Source organism: Vibrio rotiferianus (genome assembly GCF_002214395.1).
Lineage (GTDB): Bacteria > Pseudomonadota > Gammaproteobacteria > Enterobacterales > Vibrionaceae > Vibrio > Vibrio rotiferianus.
The window spans coordinates 292,937-312,779 of the sequence record NZ_CP018311.1 but is presented as its reverse complement, the minus strand read 5'-3'; the positions used below and the strand labels follow the sequence as shown (position 1 = coordinate 312,779).

The following is a 19,843-nucleotide window of genomic DNA, read 5'->3' as shown; positions in this document are numbered from 1 at the left end:
TTTTCTGTATGCTCCGTTCCCCTTTTTATAAATCTAAGATAAGAAAGATAACGATGACTCAGTCAAAAAAACAATTCTGGATAACCGCTTTATTGTGTTCATTTACCATGGCGCTAATCATGTCAGGAATAATATCTGCAGCAAAACTTGGATTTACTTATGACTGGTTAATATCATGGCCGGTTAGCTTTCTATTTGCGTGGCCTTGTGCTTTATTACTAAATTTAACCTTATTACCTAAGATTAGGGTATGGGTAGTAAATAACTTTTAAGTCATTAATATAAATAATAACATAACTAATAATAAGTGAATTATGGATCTGCACGACATACTACATATTACTCTTTATTTCATAGTGTTCATTATGCTTGTGACAATTTTGTATTTTGCCAAAAATAACGTAAAATTTAGAAATGATTATGATCTAGCGCTAAAAAGATTGAAGAAAGAAGTTACAATTAAAAATAATCACATATATACAACGCTTGGTCTTCCTAATCTTAACTACCTATTAAGTAAAAAGAAAAAATTCTCAGATGGTCATAAGGTCACTTACTACAGTTTAAACGTTGTTTGTGTTGGGCGTTCTTCGGATTATTATAATTACTTTGATGAACAATCGGCCAAAAAAATTAAGCATGAACTACACACAAAGCTAACAATGACGTTTCCGAATACATTAATATGCTTATTCGAAGAAAAACACATTGTAATCCTTAAATGTGCCAGTGAACCGATCAAGCAAAAAGAGCTTATAGATTTTCAACAGAAATTATCAGAAACGCTACCTTTGTATATTAAGGTTAGTACTAAAAAACTGCCAGTCCAATATGCCATCACGACGCTCAACTATTCGAGTAGAATGCCGTTCTCAGAAGAGGGGAAACTGTTGAGAAGAGTTACATTTGGTTTACAAACTGCCATTAAGTCAGAATCTGGGATTTATACTTTTTCTGAAACGCATTACCAATCATTTTTGAGAAAAAGAAATATATTAGAAAATCTAGTCACAGATATAAAACAAGGCTCAAGTCAATTCTCACTTAGAGAGCAACCTATTTTCAGTAGTATGAACACTAATGTACCCTATATATCCGAACTGCTAATTTCGTGGAATAGGAAAGGGGCGCCTGGCCCTAGTGTTTTTATGCCAATGCTAGAGAGTGAGCCTCATCTTCATTTTGAAATGACGAAGTTAGTCATTTCAAAATCAGTTAAATACATAAAGTCAAAAAAGCCACTGGTTTTTTATTCAATTAATATATCTCCAACTGACTTATCAAGAACCGATTTCGTTAAATACTTTTGTGGTATAACGAGTGATTGTTCATGGGTGAGGGAATTAATTATATTTGAAGTGACAGAGGGTGAAAGGTTAACTCTAGATAATCAAGCTTTGGATAATATCAATCAACTCAAATCTTTAGGTTGTAAGCTGGCCATTGATGACTTTGGTTCTGGATACGCCAACTTTGAGCTGCTAACCGGTGATCTGTTTTCGATAGTAAAACTAGATAAAAAATTCTTATCAGACTCTGCGCTACTGAATATTGGTTATCAAGTTATAAAAGCATTGACTCGAATTGTTGAAGATAAAGATATGAAGTTGGTGATAGAGGGAGTTGATAATATGGATAAGATTAAATATTTGAAACCAAATTATCGTATTTATTATCAGGGGTTTGCTTTAGCGGAGCCTAAAAAAGCATTGCCTAAATTAGGCTTTGATCAATGATAAGTATGTCAGTATTTTTGTGAAAAATAAGTGGAAATTAGTGGCTACTAGTAAGGTAATTTAAATCAATGTTTGATGGCAATTAGTTGCTTATATACCTTGAATATAGAGCGGTTGCTCTTTTGTATATATAAGATAAGGTATGTTATTTTGAATAAAAATATATTAGCGTTAGCTGTTGCTTGTTGTTTTTCCAGTGGTGTTTTGGGAGGAGAGATCGACTCCTTGTCATTGTCTAATAGTGAAGTATTCAATGAAGTTTGTCATATTGTTCCAACAACTAGCTTGGAGATTCCAAGTGAATGTGTGAATTATGTATTACTTGAAATGACTAAGTTGTCAAATGAAGATAGGAAAGAAATAACGTCTCAGGTATTTGGTTTAGGGATAGTTGAACCATTTGTTTTGGTCACATACTCTGCTATGACGCCAGCGCTTACACCTATGAGCCAGTTTGATTCAGATCTAATTACTCATCTCATTGATTCTCGAGACAACTATGCGTCCAAAGCTGCTTCAAGCGCAAGCCAAATTGAATCGGCCTATGCCTCTAGAGTTGCTAGGAGCGCATCATCTGGACCAGATACATCGTCAAATCCTCCTGTATCTTATTCGTGGATATATAACCAAGTTATTGATTTGAATAATACGTATCTATATCGAAATGAAAAAGCGGTCTTATCCTATGAGTTGGAAGCATTCTCTCGACTGCCAATTTATGATGATTTAGGTCAAGACCACTCACAAAACCCAATTTATATAAGACTTACTCTTGTTGGCGGGGATGGGGTTAATTTCAATACCATTAATTATTCAAACTCTAGTTCTGTACAAGAGGTTGGGCACCCTTGGAGGCCTAGCCATCAACATAATATATATAAATATCGAGAGTACTTAGATCAAGTTCATATTCATACCTCTTGGAATAATATTGCCGCAGGTGTGTTTGATCGATTTCCGAAGAACAATGACCAAGATCGAACTGGGCTGACTTATACATCGTCTGTTCAGTTTGGTCTCGGTGTTAGCATTCCTAAACTACCAATTAATAAACTAGACTTTGCCTCCACTAAGTCACTTACTTTTACCAATGGCGAATACTTTGACTACGATGAGGAAGTTGGCTTACATCAACATTCTATTCGTTATTTCAATAAAACTTATGGAACTCAACAGACTCCAAAAAACGGCTATTGTGAATTCTTAGGTCCGGCGTCTGGTTGTTGGAGATATGTAAATGGTGGACCAAACCCACCGCTAAGGGAGTTTGACCAACGTCTAATGGATACTCCATATGTGAATGGATTTGTCCCTGATTATTCAATAACTTATCAAATTCCAAGGCGTGAAGCTCAAGAACAAGGCTCTTCATTGTTTACTGTTCGCACCCAAATTGATGGAATGGCTCTACTAGGTTACGAATCACATCAAATTGGGAATCGCTTCTATAGTGGTTTGGCCAATGGTACTGGGCAGCATTATGAATTGTCGGAATATGTTGATAATTTGCAGCTAGATATTAATTGGAACAGTCCTGTTTTTTCCGGGGTTGAGCCCAGTGTGATTAAGGCTGATTACGGTTCTGATGACGGTGCAAACTGTCTGACTGTAAAAGGCAACATTGTTCGTAGTACGAGCTGTCCTCAAAGTAGTACAAGCAACGAGGTGCTATTTGTATACACAGCTGATGGGCAAATAATTTCTTTCGCTAATGATAAGTGTTTGGATAGCTCGAATGAATATTTATCTTTAATGGCTTGCGATCAGTACCCTGATAATAACCAAAGTTGGTCTTGGCAAGATAGCCACGGGATTTTGACATCGATACTCCACACTAAGATGTATGGTGGTAGTATCAAAATCTTAGACTTGGAGAATGAGACAGAAGCAGGTATTCCACTTGTGATTACCACCTTAGAAGACGCAATTCTGAATTATCCACAAGCAGGCTTCACGACACTTAGTGCAAAATATCGTCAAGATGCAGTTAGCTCTCGCAATTAGAAGCTAACACCAACCTAAGAATTTGTGTTGTTCAAAAAAGAGCTGCTTCTAGTGGCTCTTTTTCCATTCCTGCTTAGCTACTGGCTCGAATATAACGACACTCCATTCAGCTTTTGTGCGAGCTTAGTACCAAATGTTTGATAAATCTTAATGGCTAAGGTGGAATCGGTGGTTTCACCAACAGCTAAGCGCAGTGCGTCATGAATCGCTTGTTTATCGTCAGGGTAGAATTTTAAGAGACTTTCTAAGCACTTATCGAGATCCGTGTACCAGCTGTCGTCTTCATGTGCGATGAGATAATAAGCTGTTCGTAATATCTTCTTTGCGATCGATTTACTTTTGATCGCTTCCGTCAAACTTTGATTATCTTTAATAGCGATGATGAAAGCTGCCAGATCATGATTGAGTTCGTGTGCAATTTTGATATTTGGCTTATGTTTGCAAAAGCCTACAGACAAGTCTTCTCCCCAAATGCAGCAGCAACAATGCTTCAACCAAAACTGCCATCGATATTTTTCTCTCGGGTTAAGAACTTCTTCAACATGGCCTGGGTCAAAGTCAATCTTACTGACGATAGGGAATTGCAGCTGAAGATCGAGAGACAGATGGGCAAGGTACTTGGTATCTACGTCGTTGATTGGTTCATTAAAGACCAAAGACAGATCCAAGTCTGATAGAAAAGGTATAGCGCTGCCTTTTGCGATACTGCCATACAAGTAAACGCTATGAAGCGTGCCGGTAAGGCTTGATTGCAGGGCTGTTTCAATGAGGTGAGTAAACTCAGGTTGAATACAATCTTGTGAGCACGGGTTGATGATGTAGCCTTGATGATCTAATCCGTTATTTTTCAAATATCCACCTCCATATGCGGCCGAGCGCTTGTTCGTTATGGGTTTAAACTATCTTTTATTTCGCCAGTAAGTTACGAGAAAGGCGATAGCCGATAGCAACAGGAAAAACCAAGAAAGAGGTATGAAGCCAAAAGCCTCAACTAGAAAACCGTTCTCATCTATATAAGACGGAGTAGTACCGTATAACGCAACACATAAACCGCTAATTAGAGCAAAGGTGATACTTAACCAATAGTCTTTTAGATAGTGCATTCTTTACCTTACTTTTATTTTTCGACGCATCTAATTAGTAGATACCCACAGTATCAAATCTATTTGAAGGCGTCGAAATTAAAAATGCACACTAAAAGTGAAATGTTAATTATCGTTATTGAATTTTTTATCAATTGTCGTGAGCAAGGTTGGATTTTTAGTGCGCTGTGATTTCTATCATGTTAAAAAGTGCAAGAATGGAAAAACAAAAAACAATAATGGGTAAACACACGATGAAAGTGAAAGGTTTCACGTTAATTGAGCTTGTTGTCGTCATCGTAGTTCTTGGCATTCTTGCTGTGGTCGCTGCTCCACGGTTTTTAGGTGTTACTACAGACGCACATGTCGCTTCAGTCCAAAGAAGCGGTGCATCTTTTAAAACGGCCATTAGCCTTGCACACTCTAAAGCGATGGCTATGAATGGCGGTGGTCCTGCGGATAATCTTCAAATCTACGGCGATGCTCCAGACGATCAGCTTGATATAAATCGTTGGGGATTTCCTGCTCAACAATGGCCACCATTTGAGTCAGACCCAAGGCTTGATAATAGTGATGACTGTATTTCGGTATGGAATGTTCTATTTGTTGAACCACCATCTATTTCGACATCCAACGACGTAAATCAGTCAGAATATCAGGCAAATTATATTGACCCAGGCCAATGCCGTTACAACTATAATACTCTGCCGGAGTTATCTATCTTTTATAACTCACAAACGGGCGATGTCATTATTGATGACGACCCAGATTCATAACTAAAAAATAATAGAGGGCCGCATTATGCGGCTCTTTTTCTATCGTTAATCATAACCGCTTAATCATTAAACTTTACGCTAATTCGCGATGTAATACTGTGTCGCGAAATGGCAATTATATCTACGAACAGCTCGATATGATGCACCTGTATTGAGACAACTGACTCGGAGATAGAAACCATGAGTATCGTAATTAAAAATGCAAACGTGTTTAACGGTGTGGATGAGCAACTTCTGAAGAACGTGGACCTTCTGATTGAAAACAACTTAATCACACAAATCGGGAAAGTGGATGACTCAAAGGCAGAGAAAATCATTGAAGCCGAAGGCAAAACGGTCATGCCAGGTCTGATTGATGCACACGTACACATCACGTTATCTGCACCTTTTAACGTAATTGATACGATGACTCGTGAAGAAGTGGCGATTCGCTCAGCAAAGATCTCTGAAGAAATGTTAATGCGTGGCTTTACTACGATTCGAGATGTTGCTGGTAACACCCTTGGTTTGAAGAAAAGCATCGATAATGGCTATGCAAAAGGTCCTCGCATTCTGCCATCAATGGCGGCAATTTCTCAAACTAGTGGTCATTCAGATTACCGTCAAAATCAAGCTCAAGAACGTTTAGCAAACGGGCATGAAGATTCGCCAATGATGAAGTTAGGGGCGATGAAAGTAGCTGATGGCCGAGCGGAGGTACTCAAAGCGGTTCGTGAACAACTATTCATGGGTGCATCTCAGATCAAAATCATGGCTGGCGGCGGCGCATCTTCAACGTTTGATCCACTAGACACGCTGCAATACACACTGGATGAAATGAAAGCCGCTGTTGAAGCTGCTAGTGATTACGGTACGTATGTCGCTGCTCATATTCATACCGCAGATGCAATGCGAAGAGCGGCAGAGGCGGGTGTGATGTCCTTCGAGCATGCAACTATCATGGATGACGACATCGCTCAAACGATTAAAGAGAAAGGTATTTGGGTTATTCCATCTTACTTTACTTCATCTTTAATTGCAGAGCGTAAGATTCCGCTACCAAACGAAGAGACTTATCGCAAAACTGAGCGAGTAGGCAAAGCAATGTTTAAATCTGCAGAGCTTATCAAAAAGTACGATATTCAAAACCTAGCGTTTGGTACCGACTGTGTAGGTGAAACCAGCGTTCATGCAACGCAATTGAATGAGCTTGGTGCGATTGAAAAAACGTTCGATACCATTACAGCGCTTCGTATGGCAACGTCGAACTGTGGACGCCTATTTGAAATGTCGACATACCAACACCCGTACCAAGAAGGAAAACTGGGACAAATCGTCGAGGGTGCTTATGCAGACTTGTTGATCATTGATGGTAACCCCCTTGATGGCGTTGAGTGTGTCGCAAATACAGAGACACAAAAGCTAATCATGAAAGACGGTGTTGTATACAAAAACACTCTATAAATACGTGATTTCCTACACTAGCGGCGCTCATTGAGTGCCGTTTTTTTATGTGTAAAAAAGCCAGCAAGCTTAATTTGTGCTTGTCGTGATGTGGCAATTAATCTCGGCTGCAGGCGGTATATTGAAGATAATTTCCGACAACAGAGAGAAACATTATGTCTCATCATTTCAAAGACTACCGCCCTTTACTAGAACGTTCACTAGAACATGCGACCGCTTACCTAGAGTCACTAGGCGAGCGTCCTGTTGATAAAGAAACCACATCTCAGCAGCTAAGAGAGTTGATTGGAGGTGATTTACCGAGTGGTGCGAGTGAGCCAGGAAAAGTCATTGATGATATGGTGAATGCACTGGATGCCGGCCTAGTAGCGTCAGGTGGACCCCGTTTCTTTGGTTACGCAATTGGCGGTACATTTCCAGCGTCTTTAGCGGCTGATTGGTTAGTCAGTGCTTGGGATCAGAATGTCCCTTACTATGTTTCTAGCCCTGCGATGGCAGTCGCTGAAGAAACCGCAGCTGAGTGGATGATTGACTTGCTGGGTCTTACACAAGGCTCGGCAGTTGGCTTTACCTCAGGAGCGCAAGAGGCAATTTACACATCTCTGATCACTGCACGTAACTCGTTACTCGCAAATGCTGATTGGGACGTAGCGACAAAAGGTCTGTATGGTGCACCACGCATCAACGTAGTGGTGAGTGACCAAATCCATTCAACTATCAAGCGAGCGCTTTCCATGATTGGTCTTGGAGTCGAATGTATTAAAAAAGTACCGACAGACAGCAATCTTCGATTGATTCCATCAGAGCTGAACCGAGTTCTGTCTGATTGCAGTGGACCTACGCTAGTTTGTGCTCAGGCTGGTTGTATCGATTCCGGTGCCTTTGACCCATTTGATGAAATCGCAGATGCGGTCGCAGCGCATGAAAACGCGTGGTTGCATGTTGATGGTGCGATTGGCCTTTGGGCTGCAGCGAGCGACAGCCAGAAACATCTATTGAAAGGTATTGAGCGAGCGGACTCGATTGATACTGATGGTCATAAATGGTTTAACATGCCTTACGATTGCGGCATGGTAATTGTTAAAGATCCTAGCAAAATTACGAGCGCGATGGGTGGTAGTAATATGGGTGATTACTTGAATGATGCCATGGAGAAACCGGACCGAAATGCGATCAACTTTGGCATCGCGGCATCACGACGTGCACGAGGCTTACCTGTGTATGCTGCATTCAAGTCATTGGGTAAAGAGGGTATTGTTGCCCATCTAGATAATTGTGTCACGTTAGCAAAGCGTATGGCAGATAAGTTGGCGCAAGTAGAAGGGGTTACCATCCTTAATGATGTGGTGTCTAACCGATTCTCTGCGCAGTTTGGCATTGGTGATGATGAATATCGTAATGAACTTACTGATCGTGTCGTACATCGGTTGCAGCAAGAGGGATTCTTATACCCATCAACATCAGGTTATAAAGGTCTAAAAACCATGTTGTTCTCGGTGCTCAACTATCACACATCAGAACAAGATATTGATCAATCAGCAGAAAAGATCATTCAAGCCTATAAGGCAGAACTTGCACTGATGTAGCTTCTATTTTAGAACCCAGCCTTTTAAAAACCGCACTTTGTTAAGTGCGGTTTTTGTTTTAACGATTCATGTATGGAAGTCACTTAATCCTTTCATTCCTGGGCATGTGAAAGTCCGTTTTTGTAGCTGATAGACTTAAGCTCACTTGAGGTAGAGAGTCGGCTCGAAACTCGTGTACGGGAGTTTGGGTACCTTATTTAGTAAGGCTTCGGTTTAGTGCATGCACTGTTGCGATAGAAATGGTTACTTGAAACGCTTGAGGGCGAATCTCTAGAAAAAAGCCACCACTAAACAGTGATGGCTTTGTAGTAATTTGGTTTTACTAGTATTTCACAAACAACATTTTTCGTAGGCTATTACAGCGAGACTTATCCAGCGGGTCACCTAGGTAATCTCCGTCTTCAGCGGCTTTCTTCATTACCAGCGCTCTTGCGCGGTCACCACTATCCAGATCTTGATACTCTTCCAAGGTCTTTAGCTTGAGCAAGCGGTATTTTGATTTGTCTTTGCTAGATGCAATGTGATCGTAGCAGTAACTCATCGCACCTGCATTCGCACCAATCTTACTAGCGTCTGTAATCGCGTAAGCATTAAAGCCAATTGTGCTCGTCAATAAAATCAAAAGGGCATTGCGTGCTTTCATTTCTCTTTCCTAATTCAAACAAGTTGATAAGTAAGATAAAGGGGAATGACTTTTAAAAAATGCCATTTAGCGACAGCGATAAACCTCAAAGAGCAACTGAGTGTGTGGTACAGAAAGTGAACGAGTGTGTAGACACCACTCTAAGAAGAAAGGGCAGATGGCAACGAACGATAAATAGTCTACTTGAAAGACCAAGCTTGTTTACATTTGATAACAATGTGAGAGATAGCTCAGCATGCTTTGTTCAACTGATAACTAAAAAATTAAAAGAGTAGAAAATATTTGAGTTCATTGCATTAGTCTTTATTTGTATTTTTGCTAAGAATGGGGCTTTCATGAGTTTTTGTATCTATAAATTTGCGTTTTAGTTGCTCTAATTGTTGATTTTAATGGTTTTTGTGTTTCTGTTTTTACGTGTTAAATCTTCATAAACTCTCTCTTTTCTCAAGTTTTAATAATGATTGTTGTCGAAATGATTCGGCTGTTTCTGTTGTTTTTTGTAGATAATTAGTTTGAGTTCGAACTAAATTTGAGGCATTTTATATTTAACTAACCGTTCAATTAAAAGTAACAAGGATGCAAAATGCCCAAGGTTGGGATGCCTGAAATCAGAAAACCGCAGCTAGTCAAAGCGACGATGTCGGTCATCGACAGAGTAGGTTTGCACGCTGCGAGTATCTCGTTGATCAGCAAAGAAGCAGGCGTATCAACGGGGATCATTAATCACTATTTCGGTGGAAAGCACGGTCTGTTAGAAGAGACCATGCGTGAGATCCTGCGCCAGCTTTCTGCCACCATCAAAGAGAACTTAAGCCAGCTGCCAGCTGATGCGCATCATCAACGTATTAATGCCATCATTGACGGCAACTTTGTGGGTTTCCAAGCCGAGAACCAAGTGGCAAAAACTTGGTTGGCATTCTGGTCGTACTCCATGCATGACGTGCAGCTTAAACGTCTGCAACGAGTGAATGAACGACGCCTCCTTTCTCACCTAAAAAAAGAATTAAAAGCTTTGCTGGATCAAGACCAAGCAGAGCTAGTAGCGCATGGTATTGCGTCACTGATTGATGGCATTTGGCTGCGCGGAACGCTCAACCCGCAAGGCATCGATGCCGAGAAAGCACGCGTCATCATCAACGACTATCTCGATAAACAACTCACGTTCTACTCAAAACTAAAATAAAGAGTCAAATCTTCAAATGGATATGAAAGCACACTACATCGATGGTGCCATGCATCTAGGATGCTCAGAAGAACACTTCATCACATACAATCCCGCCAATGGTGAGCCGCTTGCGAATGTGAAGCAGGCTAACCAGCAAGATATGCAAGCGGCAATTGAATCTGCCAAGCGCGGCTTTGCGATTTGGTCTGCCATGACGGCGACAGAACGCAGTCGTATTTTGCTTAAAGCGGTGGCGCTACTTCGTGAAAGAAATGACGAATTGGCGGCACTAGAAGTTGCGGATACAGGCAAGCCAATTCAAGAAGCGAACTGCGTAGACATTGCAACGGGCGCAGATGTGATCGAGTACTACGCAGGTCTTGCGCCTAGCATGCATGGTGAACAGCAACCGCTGAATGAATCCCAGTTTTTTTACACTCGCCGCGAGCCTCTGGGCATTTGTGCGGGCATTGGTGCGTGGAACTACCCAATTCAAATCGCTATGTGGAAATCTGCCCCTGCACTTGCTGCGGGTAATGCGATGATCTTTAAACCATCAGAAGAAACTCCGTTAACCGCACTCAAATTGGCAGAAATCTACAGCGAAGCGGGAATGCCAGATGGTGTGTTCAACGTCATTCAAGGTGATTACCGAGTAGGGCAAATGCTCACCGCACATCCAGACATCGCTAAAGTCTCTTTCACGGGTGAATCTGGTACGGGCAAAGTCGTGATGGGTGACAGCGCAGAGACACTAAAGCAAGTGACTATGGAACTTGGCGGCAAATCGCCAATGATCATTTTTGATGATGCCAAGCTAGACGACGCGGTTTCTGCTGCAATGGTGGCGAACTTCTATACCCAAGGTGAGGTTTGTACGCACGGTACTCGCGTGTTCGTTCATGAAGGTATTTATGATGAGTTTGTTGCTCAACTTAAGAAACGTACCGAACTGCTGGTGGTTGGCGATCCGCTTGATGAGCAAACTCAAATTGGCGCGCTAATTTCCAAAGAGCACGAATCAAAAGTTCTTTCCGCAATTGAACAAGCGAAAGCAAGCAAAGCAACGTTGCTGACTGGTGGCTACAAAGTCACAGAAAACGGTTTGGCGAGCGGTAACTTTGTTGTGCCAACGGTTTTCATTGATTGCGAAGATGACATGCCCCATGTGCAGCAAGAGATCTTTGGTCCCGTAATGTCAGTGCTTAAGTTCAGTGATGAAGACGAAGTGGTTGCACGCGCTAACAACACCGATTACGGACTGGCAGCTGGCGTGTTCACGCAAAACCTCTCTCGTGCACACCGCGTTATTCATCAAATTCAAGCAGGAATCTGTTGGATTAACACCTGGGGCGACTCCCCAGCTGAAATGCCAGTTGGCGGTTACAAACTTTCTGGCATTGGACGTGAAAATGGTGTCGAGACCCTTAAGCATTACACCCAAACCAAGAGCGTGTTAGTGCATTTGGGTGATTTCGATAGCCCTTACGCCTAATCAGTCAGGAGGATTTGTAATGCAACAACACTACGATTACATCATCGTCGGTGCTGGCTCGGCAGGCTGTGTCTTAGCGGATCGTTTGAGTGAAAGCGGTCAGCATCAAGTCTTGCTGCTAGAAGCGGGTGGCTCAGACAAGAGTATCTTCATTCAAATGCCAACGGCGCTGTCTTATCCAATGAACACCGAAAAGTACGCATGGCAGTTTGAAACTGTAGCGGAAGATGGACTAGACGGACGCCAACTGCATTGTCCACGCGGCAAAGTTTTGGGCGGTAGCTCTTCGATCAACGGCATGGTTTATGTTCGTGGTCATGCTTGTGACTTTGACGAATGGGAAGCGGAAGGTGCAAAAGGCTGGAACTACCAAGCTTGTCTGCCGTATTTCCGTAAAGCGGAAACGTGGACAGGCGGCGCAGACGAATACCGCGGTGACAGCGGTCCGGTTGGGACGTGCAACGGTAACGACATGAAGTTGAACCCACTTTACCAAGCGTTTATTGAAGCAGGTAAAGATGCAGGCTACCCAGAAACGCAAGATTACAACGGTTACCAGCAAGAGGGCTTCGGTCCTATGCACATGACGGTAGACAAAGGTGTGCGAGCTTCTACATCTAACGCTTACTTAAGCCGTGCAAAAAGGCGTAGTAACTTCACTTTGATGAAAGGCGTAACGGCTCACCGTATTTTGCTGGAAGGCAAGAAAGCGGTCGGCATTGAGTTTGAACAATCTGGCAAAATCAAACAGTGCTTTGCTAACAAAGAGGTGGTGTCGAGCGCAGGCTCCATCGGCTCGGTACAACTGCTGCAACTTTCGGGTATTGGTCCTAAGACTGTGCTTGAAAAAGCGGGCATTGAAGTGAAACACGCGCTAGAAGGCGTGGGTAAAAATTTGCAAGACCACCTTGAAGTGTACTTCCAGTACCACTGCAAACAGCCGATCACGCTTAACAGCAAGCTAGGTTTGATCAGCAAAGGTTTGATTGGTACGGAATGGATTCTGACGCGCAAAGGTCTGGGCGCAACCAACCACTTTGAATCGTGTGCGTTCATCCGTTCTCGTGAAGGATTGAAATCGCCAAACATTCAATATCATTTCCTACCAGCAGCAATGCGTTATGACGGTCGTGCGGCATTTGATGGTCACGGGTTCCAAGTGCATGTTGGTCCAAACAAGCCAGAGAGTCGCGGTAGCGTTGAAGTGGTTTCTGCCAACCCAAATGACAAGCCCAAAATCGAGTTCAACTACATCTCGACGGAACAAGATAAGCAGGATTGGCGAGACTGTATTCGTCTAACGCGTGAAATCCTCAATCAACCTGCAATGGATGCGTTCCGCGGTGAAGAAATTCAACCTGGTCTTAGCATCACCAGTGACGAAGCGATTGATGAATGGGTGAAGCAAAATGTAGAAAGTGCTTACCACCCATCGTGTAGCTGCAAAATTGGCTCGAACGATGACCCAATGGCAGTTCTGAATGAAGCTTGCCAAGTGCGCGGCATTGAAGGCTTGCGCGTGGTGGATTCATCCATCTTCCCAACCATTCCGAATGGCAACTTAAACGCCCCAACCATCATGGTCGCAGAGCGTGCTGCGGACATGATCTTGGGTAATACCCTTGAACAATCGAATAACACACCGGTTTGGATTGCTCCGAACTGGCAAGAGACGCAAAGAATGCGTCCGCCAAAAAGAGACTTAAGCTCAATCTCATAAAGTCAGTAGGGTCTGTTTACCTTTCGAGCTGATTTTTGCAGCGAATTGTTGGGTATTTATACAAGGCAGAGACTTTGCTATGTAGCTAGCCTACATGAGAAGTCGATAACGCAGTAGAAATGACCAACAAACGCTGCCCAAAGGGTTCGGTTAAAATCGTTTTATGCTTTGTTAAGGCGTATTTGCTTAGAGTGACTAGGCGACACACTCCTTGCCTCGCCTAAAACGATTTTATCTCGAACAAAAATTAACCGCGCAAGGTCAACAGACCCTGATCATTACAAGGAATTTAAACATGTCTACGATGACAAAAATCTTTTCATCTATCGCGCTGAGTGCAGTGGCGACAGGTGCTTACGCTAACCAATGTGAAACCGTTCGATTTGCCGATGTCGGCTGGACGGACATTACTGCAACCACAGCGGTTACCTCTGAACTGCTCAAAGGCTTGGGCTACAAAACCAAGACCGATCTTCTGTCTGTACCTGTGACGTACTCTTCAATGGCAAACGGCGACATTGACGTATTCCTAGGTAACTGGATGCCAACCATGGAAGGCGATATCGCCAAATATCGTGAAGCTGGCACAGTGGAAACCGTTCGCGCAAACCTAGAAGGCGCGAAATACACACTAGCTGTGCCAAAGTACGTATATGACGCAGGCGTGAAAAGCTTTGCTGACTTGGCAAAAAATGCCGACAAATTTAAAGACCGCATCTACGGCATTGAGCCGGGCAACGATGGCAACCGTTTGATCCAAGATATGATCGACAGCGATGCATTCGGCTTGAAAGACTTCAGCCTCGTGGAATCAAGCGAAGCGGGAATGGTGTCTCAGGTGTCTCGTGCAGTACGTCGTAACCAATGGATCGTTTACCTAGGTTGGGCTCCGCACCCAATGAACAGCAATGTTGAGATGGAATACCTATCTGGTGGTGACGACTTCTTTGGTCCTAACTACGGTGGTGCAAATGTTTACACCAACGTGCGCCAAGACTACCTATCTGAGTGTCAAAACGTGGGTCAACTGCTTAAGAATCTAGAGTTCAGCCTAGAGATGGAAAACCAGTTGATGGAAGCGATTCTAAACCAAAAACAAAAGCCAGCGAAAGCGGCACAAGAATGGTTGAATGCCAACCCACAACAATTTGAAGCGTGGCTAGAAGGCGTGAAGACGCTAGACGGCAAAGACGCAAAACAAGCGATTACTTCTTACCTAAAAACAAACGCTTAATCATTCCTCTCTTTAGGAAAAGGTGGGCAGTGATGCCCGCCTTTTAACACAAAGGTTTTATTGTGAATTTTATTACGGACAACAAACTTCCGTTGGGCGAATGGATGGAAACAGGCGTGGATTGGTTAACCATGAACGCGTCGGGTTTCTTTGATGCTATCTCTATTTTTCTCGAAACCATCATTCTATTCGTGGTGGATATTTTCAAATGGATGCCACCAGCAGCACCTATCATCATGACCGCAGCGATTGCGTGGTTTCTACACCGCAGTATTCCTCTAGTCGTGTTTATCGTGCTGGCGCTGCTGACTATCCTTAACCTCGGCTACTGGCAAGAAATGCTGGAAACCTTTGTTCTCGTCTTCGCTGCGACAACGATTTCCGTATTAATTGGCGTGCCGCTTGGCATCATGGCGGCGCATCGCCCGTGGTTGTATACCTTATTGCGCCCGATACTCGATTTAATGCAGACCGTACCAACGTTTGTGTATCTGATCCCAACACTGGTTCTGTTTGGTTTGGGCATCGTTCCGGGGCTGATTTCCACCATTATCTTTGCTATCGCCGCGCCGATTCGTCTGACTTACCTTGGCATCACCAAAGTACCAGAAGAGCTGATTGAAGCGGGTAAAGCCTTTGGTGCTAGCCGCATGAAATTGCTATTCAAAGTCGAACTCCCAGCAGCATTGCCAAGCATTATGGCGGGTGTGACCCAATGCATCATGTTGTCACTTTCTATGGTGGTGATAGCCGCACTAGTAGGTGCCGATGGTCTGGGCAAACCAGTCGTACGAGCACTGAACACTGTGAATATTTCTCAAGGCTTTGAAGCGGGTTTAGCGATTGTTTTGGTCGCGATTATTCTCGACCGTTTGTGCAAAGCACCAAACCAAAAGGAGGCATAACATGGACGCAATTACGATTGAAAACCTCGACGTTGTGTTTGGTCAGCAGCAAGAGCAAGCATTGGCGCTATTAGACCAAGGCAAGTCTCGCCAAGAGATCATAGATGAGACCGGACAAGTGGTTGGTGTTGATAAAGTATCAATGAGCGTCAAACAAGGTGAGATCTGTGTATTGATGGGGCTTTCCGGTTCGGGTAAATCAAGTTTGCTTCGTGCCGTTAATGGTTTGAATGAGATTTCTCGTGGCTCACTAAAAATCAAAGATGGTGAAGACATGGTAGAGCTTGCCAATTGTGACGAGCAGACTCTGCGTAACCTGCGTACTCATCGCGTGTCGATGGTGTTCCAAAAGTTTGCGCTTATGCCGTGGCTAACGGTATTGGATAACGTGGCGTTTGGTCTTGAGATGCAGGGTATTGGCAAAGCGGAACGACGTAAAAAAGCGCGTGAACAACTTGAAATGGTTGGGCTGAGCGAGTGGGAGAGTAAATTTCCGCATGAGCTTTCTGGCGGTATGCAGCAGCGCGTTGGCTTGGCTCGCGCCTTTGCTATGGATACCGATATCTTACTAATGGATGAACCGTTCTCCGCGCTCGACCCACTGATTCGCGCTCAGCTTCAAGATGAATTAATTCAACTGCAAGAGAAGCTCAACAAGACGATTTTGTTTGTGAGCCATGACTTAGATGAAGCACTGAAAATCGGTAACAACATTGCCATTATGGAGTCGGGCAAACTGATTCAACACGGTAAGCCTGAACAAATCATCCTTGCGCCAGAAAACGAGTATGTGGCGGACTTTGTGGCTCACACGAATCCGCTTAACGTATTGAAAGGTCGTTCACTGATGCAAGCCAGCACCGAGCTTAAGCATCAGAACGACCGTGTATTGGTGTGTGCAGATAAACAGATTTGGGTCGAGCAAGAGCCGAAAGGCTTAACGCTGGTGGATTCCGATAAGTCATTGGTGAATTGGGAAAGCGATTTAACCACACTCGATGACATCGGCGAAAGCACGGTCGTTCAAGCCAATCCAGATATCAGCATGCGTGAAGCGATTGAGCTGAAGCAACGCAGCAATCAACCTATCTTGCTAGTAGAAGAGAACAAGCTAGTGGGCGTACTGAGTGATAATGAATTGTATGACGCGCTGCTTGGTAACTTTAAGTCTAAGCAAGTGGCGTAGCTGCTTTTTATCTCAAAACGTTTGTTACCTTCTTAAAATAAAAAAGAGCCGCACTGATCAAGTGCGGCTCTTTTCAATTCAACATCTGTTGTTGTTAAAGCTCTAGTTTTGCGTCAACACAGCTTTCGAAGTCGTCCAAATCACAACCTTTTTTGAAGAACTCTATTTTCTGTTCTTTAGTGTCAGCAAGTTTCGCTGCCGTGCGACAGCCAGAAACATCACCTAAATCACAGCTTTTTGCGTAGTAAAGTTGCGCGCCTACTTTATCACGAATGCGCTCTAGACCACGCCATGCAAAGTTGTAACAAGCTTGTGCGTCGTTGTTTTCACAACATGCAGTATGAGCTTCTTGTAGTGGTTTAGGGAAAAGTTCTACTTGAGCATCACAAACTTGCGTCACTTTCGCTGGCATTTTTGGTGGCACTTGAACGAAGAAGTTTTTCTCTGCGATGATTTCATCATTCAGCTTAACTGCCACTGTCCATTTACCGTTTGCAAGTTCTGCTTCTGATTCAAACTGCCACATTGCAAAGTTATCACGACCAAAGTAAAGCGTATCGTTCCAGCTGCTTTGAGTTGAGCCATTGATCTCAGGGTGAGTCACTTCAACGATAACTGGTAGGCTCTTATAAACTTTTCCTTCCGTTGCATCTGGTGTCATCGCCACTGACTGAGTTGCCGTGTAGCTAAAGCCAAAGAAGTTGCCAATTTCTGCAGGAACCGCGAAGCCTTTTTGGAAGTTATAACCAACAAGCTGCTTGTTTTTAAAAGCAGGCGTTGCAAGGCCAGATTTATTGATCTTAGCTGTCGCTCCAACTTTAACTTTGTTTTCAGATGTTTGCTCAACGTTGGTTTGTTGGTTGTTTTGCTCTTCTTTAGTGGTAGCACAACCACCAAGTAAAATAGAAAGGGAAATTAGGCCAAGTACTGACGCTTTACTGCTGATCATTATAATCCTGCTTATTTTGTGGGAGTTACATCGGATTTTTTATTTGCCAAACAATACTTTAGATTGGGAGGCTTTAAAGTGAGCGCGCAGTATATAGAGGGGAAACACTCAAGACAATTTGCTTGACTGCTAAGTGTTCAAAGTTTGAGGTTTATATACAATTAAGCTTAATTTGGTGAGTTTTCGATAAATAGTGAGAGCATAAAACGAGAAGAGAGTCGTATTAACGACTCTCTTCAAGAATACCATCTCGACTCATGATTTATAGGGTGGTAATCACGTCATCGATGTGAAGACGTGCTTTAGGCAGACCGTGGTTGTAGTCTTCGCCGTCTTTGTGGTAGCCGATTGCTAGCGCAACTTCACATACGTGACCGTCGAGTTCTACTTTGAACTCTTCGCCGATCAATGTTGAATCAACACCTTCCATTGGAGTAGAGTCGATACCTAGGCGCGCTAGTGTGTGCATAAGGTTACCAAGCGCGATGTAAACTTGCGCTTTTGTCCAACCGCCGTTGTAGCCATTCTCGTCCGTGTTTGCTTCAGCGAAAGCGTAAGCACCCATGAAAGTGTCGTACATCTCTGCTGGTAGGTGACCAGAGGTTACTTCAGCATCAACGCGCTTAGCGAATTTCTCTTTAGTGAATTTTGGATCGTACGCTAGCAGAATAGTGTGAGACGCAGCTTTAGCATGCGGTTGGTTAAACTGGTGCATGTTAGCAAACGTGTCGTGGAAACGCTGTTTCGATTCATCACTCTCAAGTACGATAAATTTCCAAGGTTGAGAGTTGATAGAAGAAGCCGATAGGCGAATGGCTTCTTTGATGATTGCCATATCTTCTTGAGAGATACGTTTCTCTTCGTCGTATTTTTTAGCTGTGTAACGGTTGTTTAGGTCTGTAATGATTTGATGAGACACGTTGATATCCTCTTAAAATTATTCAACAAATGAGGATGCGCTTATCATCGACGACCATGCGTACCTCGAAAGTGAATCCATCATATCGATTTTTATCGAATTGATAATACGTGTTTCGTTTAAATCACTTTCTATTTTTTATTGAAAATAAAATCTTGAGCGGCAAGTAACGTAAGAAATGAAGGGAGCTGGTTCGCCCCCTAAGGTGATTATGAGTTCGGTTCGGAATCATTTTTCTTCACTGCTTTAGCGATATCTGACACGGCTTCAACTAGATTGATCGGTAATGGGAAGATTATGGTGGAGGTTTTGTCGGTGGTGATCTCCGTTAGAGTTTGCATATAGCGTAATTGCAGAGCATTAGGTGCTTCGTTGAGCATATCAGCGGCTTCTTTTAGCTTGCTAGATGCTTCTAGCTCACCCGTTGCGTGAATAACTTTCGCACGACGATTCCTTTCTGCTTCGGCTTGACGGGCTAAGGCTCGAACCATGCTGTCGTTAAGATCAACATGTTTCACCTCTACCGTTGCGATTTTAATTCCCCAGTCATCTGTTTGTTGGTCGAGAATAGATTGGAGATCTTTGTTGAGACGTTCGCGTTCTGCCAAAAGTTCATCCAATTCATGCTGCCCAAGGACTGAGCGGAGTGTTGTTTGCGCTAACTGACTCGTCGCATCGCTGTAGCTTTCGATGTTATTGATGGCCATTTGTGGGTCGACGACTCTAAAATAAACCACTGCATTGACACGCACAGAGACGTTATCACGGGTAATTAAGTCTTGGGTCGGAACATCCAATACAATGGTTCGTAGGTCAACACGAACCATTTGCTGAATAAATGGAATAAGGATTATCAACCCCGGACCTTTCACTTCTTGAAAGCGTCCTAAGAAGAAGACGACGCCACGCTCATATTCGCGCAGCACTTTGAACATTTGCGTTGCCAGTGCAAACAGTAAAACCAGTATAACGGCAACAGTGTAGAGCATCATAATCGCCT

At 43.2% G+C, this 19,843-nt stretch carries 18 protein-coding genes; 12 read left to right on the top strand and 6 right to left on the bottom strand.

Annotated features, from left to right (window positions below):
* Positions 1-53 precede the first annotated feature (53 nt).
* The 3 genes from BSZ04_RS01570 (at position 54) to BSZ04_RS01560 (ending at position 3,740) form a co-directional block, all read left to right on the top strand.
* Entirely contained in the window at positions 54-272 is a 219-nt protein-coding gene (locus tag BSZ04_RS01570) for a DUF2798 domain-containing protein (RefSeq protein WP_088879311.1), read from the top strand.
* A 93-nt stretch (positions 273-365) separates the two neighbouring features.
* Positions 366-1,736, top strand: a complete 1,371-nt coding sequence (locus BSZ04_RS01565; protein WP_161493749.1) for an EAL domain-containing protein — start codon at positions 366-368, stop codon at positions 1,734-1,736.
* 150 nt (positions 1,737-1,886) lie between these two features.
* Positions 1,887-3,740, top strand: coding sequence for an RICIN domain-containing protein (locus BSZ04_RS01560; protein ID WP_151899057.1), 1,854 nt, complete (start codon positions 1,887-1,889; stop codon positions 3,738-3,740).
* A gap of 77 nt (positions 3,741-3,817) precedes the next feature.
* Here the strand turns inward: BSZ04_RS01560 and BSZ04_RS01555 are convergent, their stop codons facing one another.
* The gene (locus BSZ04_RS01555) at positions 3,818-4,591 is read right to left on the bottom strand and encodes a nucleotidyltransferase domain-containing protein (protein ID WP_161493748.1); all 774 of its coding nucleotides are present in this window, start codon (positions 4,589-4,591) and stop codon (positions 3,818-3,820) included.
* Between the two features lie 48 nt (positions 4,592-4,639).
* The gene (locus BSZ04_RS25425) at positions 4,640-4,843 is read right to left on the bottom strand and encodes a DUF3955 domain-containing protein (protein WP_010451341.1); all 204 of its coding nucleotides are present in this window, start codon (positions 4,841-4,843) and stop codon (positions 4,640-4,642) included.
* 233 nt (positions 4,844-5,076) lie between these two features.
* Between BSZ04_RS25425 and BSZ04_RS01545 the strand changes: the two genes are divergently transcribed.
* From BSZ04_RS01545 to BSZ04_RS01535, 3 genes are all read left to right on the top strand, one after another.
* Positions 5,077-5,598, top strand: a complete 522-nt coding sequence (locus BSZ04_RS01545) for a prepilin-type N-terminal cleavage/methylation domain-containing protein (protein ID WP_029561075.1) — start codon at positions 5,077-5,079, stop codon at positions 5,596-5,598.
* A gap of 180 nt (positions 5,599-5,778) precedes the next feature.
* Positions 5,779-7,041, top strand: coding sequence for a metal-dependent hydrolase family protein (locus BSZ04_RS01540; protein WP_088879307.1), 1,263 nt, complete (start codon positions 5,779-5,781; stop codon positions 7,039-7,041).
* Between the two features lie 155 nt (positions 7,042-7,196).
* Positions 7,197-8,627: a pyridoxal phosphate-dependent decarboxylase family protein gene (locus BSZ04_RS01535; RefSeq protein WP_088879306.1), complete on the top strand. Its 1,431-nt coding sequence runs from the start codon at positions 7,197-7,199 to the stop codon at positions 8,625-8,627.
* A 322-nt stretch (positions 8,628-8,949) separates the two neighbouring features.
* Here the strand turns inward: BSZ04_RS01535 and BSZ04_RS01530 are convergent, their stop codons facing one another.
* A complete protein-coding gene (locus BSZ04_RS01530; protein ID WP_010451345.1) occupies positions 8,950-9,270 on the bottom strand; it encodes a hypothetical protein in 321 nt (106 codons plus the stop codon).
* 583 nt (positions 9,271-9,853) lie between these two features.
* Between BSZ04_RS01530 and betI the strand changes: the two genes are divergently transcribed.
* The 6 genes from betI to choV all read left to right on the top strand — a co-directional run bounded on the left by betI (position 9,854) and on the right by choV (position 16,975).
* Entirely contained in the window at positions 9,854-10,453 is a 600-nt protein-coding gene (gene betI / locus BSZ04_RS01525; RefSeq protein ID WP_079401311.1) for a transcriptional regulator BetI, read from the top strand.
* Positions 10,454-10,469: 16 nt separating this feature from the next.
* Positions 10,470-11,930, top strand: coding sequence for a betaine-aldehyde dehydrogenase (gene betB / locus BSZ04_RS01520; protein ID WP_088879305.1), 1,461 nt, complete (start codon positions 10,470-10,472; stop codon positions 11,928-11,930).
* 19 nt (positions 11,931-11,949) lie between these two features.
* Positions 11,950-13,650: a choline dehydrogenase gene (betA, locus tag BSZ04_RS01515; RefSeq protein ID WP_088879304.1), complete on the top strand. Its 1,701-nt coding sequence runs from the start codon at positions 11,950-11,952 to the stop codon at positions 13,648-13,650.
* Positions 13,651-13,945: 295 nt separating this feature from the next.
* Complete coding sequence (locus BSZ04_RS01505; protein ID WP_005530544.1) at positions 13,946-14,884, top strand: choline ABC transporter substrate-binding protein; 939 nt, start codon at positions 13,946-13,948, stop codon at positions 14,882-14,884.
* A gap of 62 nt (positions 14,885-14,946) precedes the next feature.
* Positions 14,947-15,789, top strand: coding sequence for a choline ABC transporter permease subunit (gene choW / locus BSZ04_RS01500; RefSeq protein WP_005425967.1), 843 nt, complete (start codon positions 14,947-14,949; stop codon positions 15,787-15,789).
* A gap of 1 nt (position 15,790) precedes the next feature.
* Positions 15,791-16,975: a choline ABC transporter ATP-binding protein gene (gene choV, locus BSZ04_RS01495; protein ID WP_088879303.1), complete on the top strand. Its 1,185-nt coding sequence runs from the start codon at positions 15,791-15,793 to the stop codon at positions 16,973-16,975.
* Between the two features lie 94 nt (positions 16,976-17,069).
* Here choV and BSZ04_RS01490 read toward each other — a convergent pair whose 3' ends face one another.
* The 3 genes from BSZ04_RS01490 to BSZ04_RS01480 all read right to left on the bottom strand — a co-directional run bounded on the left by BSZ04_RS01490 (position 17,070) and on the right by BSZ04_RS01480 (position 19,835).
* Entirely contained in the window at positions 17,070-17,924 is an 855-nt protein-coding gene (locus tag BSZ04_RS01490) for a DUF3859 domain-containing protein (protein ID WP_088879302.1), read from the bottom strand.
* 262 nt (positions 17,925-18,186) lie between these two features.
* Positions 18,187-18,843: an NAD(P)H-dependent oxidoreductase gene (locus BSZ04_RS01485; protein WP_088879301.1), complete on the bottom strand. Its 657-nt coding sequence runs from the start codon at positions 18,841-18,843 to the stop codon at positions 18,187-18,189.
* A gap of 209 nt (positions 18,844-19,052) precedes the next feature.
* A complete protein-coding gene (locus BSZ04_RS01480; protein WP_045386727.1) occupies positions 19,053-19,835 on the bottom strand; it encodes a slipin family protein in 783 nt (260 codons plus the stop codon).
* Positions 19,836-19,843: the final 8 nt, after the last annotated feature.

What these genes read in the sequence shown, in the direction of transcription:
- BSZ04_RS01570 (WP_088879311.1), top strand. Translation starts at nt 54, where the DNA reads ATGACTCAGTCAAAAAAACAATTCTGGATAACCGCTTTATTGTGTTCA.
- BSZ04_RS01565 (WP_161493749.1), top strand. Translation starts at nt 366, where the DNA reads ATGCTTGTGACAATTTTGTATTTTGCCAAAAATAACGTAAAATTTAGA.
- BSZ04_RS25425 (WP_010451341.1), bottom strand. Translation starts at nt 4,843, where the DNA reads ATGCACTATCTAAAAGACTATTGGTTAAGTATCACCTTTGCTCTAATT.
- BSZ04_RS01545 (WP_029561075.1), top strand. Translation starts at nt 5,077, where the DNA reads ATGAAAGTGAAAGGTTTCACGTTAATTGAGCTTGTTGTCGTCATCGTA.
- BSZ04_RS01540 (WP_088879307.1), top strand. Translation starts at nt 5,779, where the DNA reads ATGAGTATCGTAATTAAAAATGCAAACGTGTTTAACGGTGTGGATGAG.
- BSZ04_RS01535 (WP_088879306.1), top strand. Translation starts at nt 7,197, where the DNA reads ATGTCTCATCATTTCAAAGACTACCGCCCTTTACTAGAACGTTCACTA.
- BSZ04_RS01530 (WP_010451345.1), bottom strand. Translation starts at nt 9,270, where the DNA reads ATGAAAGCACGCAATGCCCTTTTGATTTTATTGACGAGCACAATTGGC.
- betI (WP_079401311.1), top strand. Translation starts at nt 9,854, where the DNA reads ATGCCCAAGGTTGGGATGCCTGAAATCAGAAAACCGCAGCTAGTCAAA.
- betB (WP_088879305.1), top strand. Translation starts at nt 10,470, where the DNA reads ATGGATATGAAAGCACACTACATCGATGGTGCCATGCATCTAGGATGC.
- betA (WP_088879304.1), top strand. Translation starts at nt 11,950, where the DNA reads ATGCAACAACACTACGATTACATCATCGTCGGTGCTGGCTCGGCAGGC.
- BSZ04_RS01505 (WP_005530544.1), top strand. Translation starts at nt 13,946, where the DNA reads ATGTCTACGATGACAAAAATCTTTTCATCTATCGCGCTGAGTGCAGTG.
- choV (WP_088879303.1), top strand. Translation starts at nt 15,791, where the DNA reads ATGGACGCAATTACGATTGAAAACCTCGACGTTGTGTTTGGTCAGCAG.
- BSZ04_RS01490 (WP_088879302.1), bottom strand. Translation starts at nt 17,924, where the DNA reads ATGATCAGCAGTAAAGCGTCAGTACTTGGCCTAATTTCCCTTTCTATT.
- BSZ04_RS01480 (WP_045386727.1), bottom strand. Translation starts at nt 19,835, where the DNA reads ATGATGCTCTACACTGTTGCCGTTATACTGGTTTTACTGTTTGCACTG.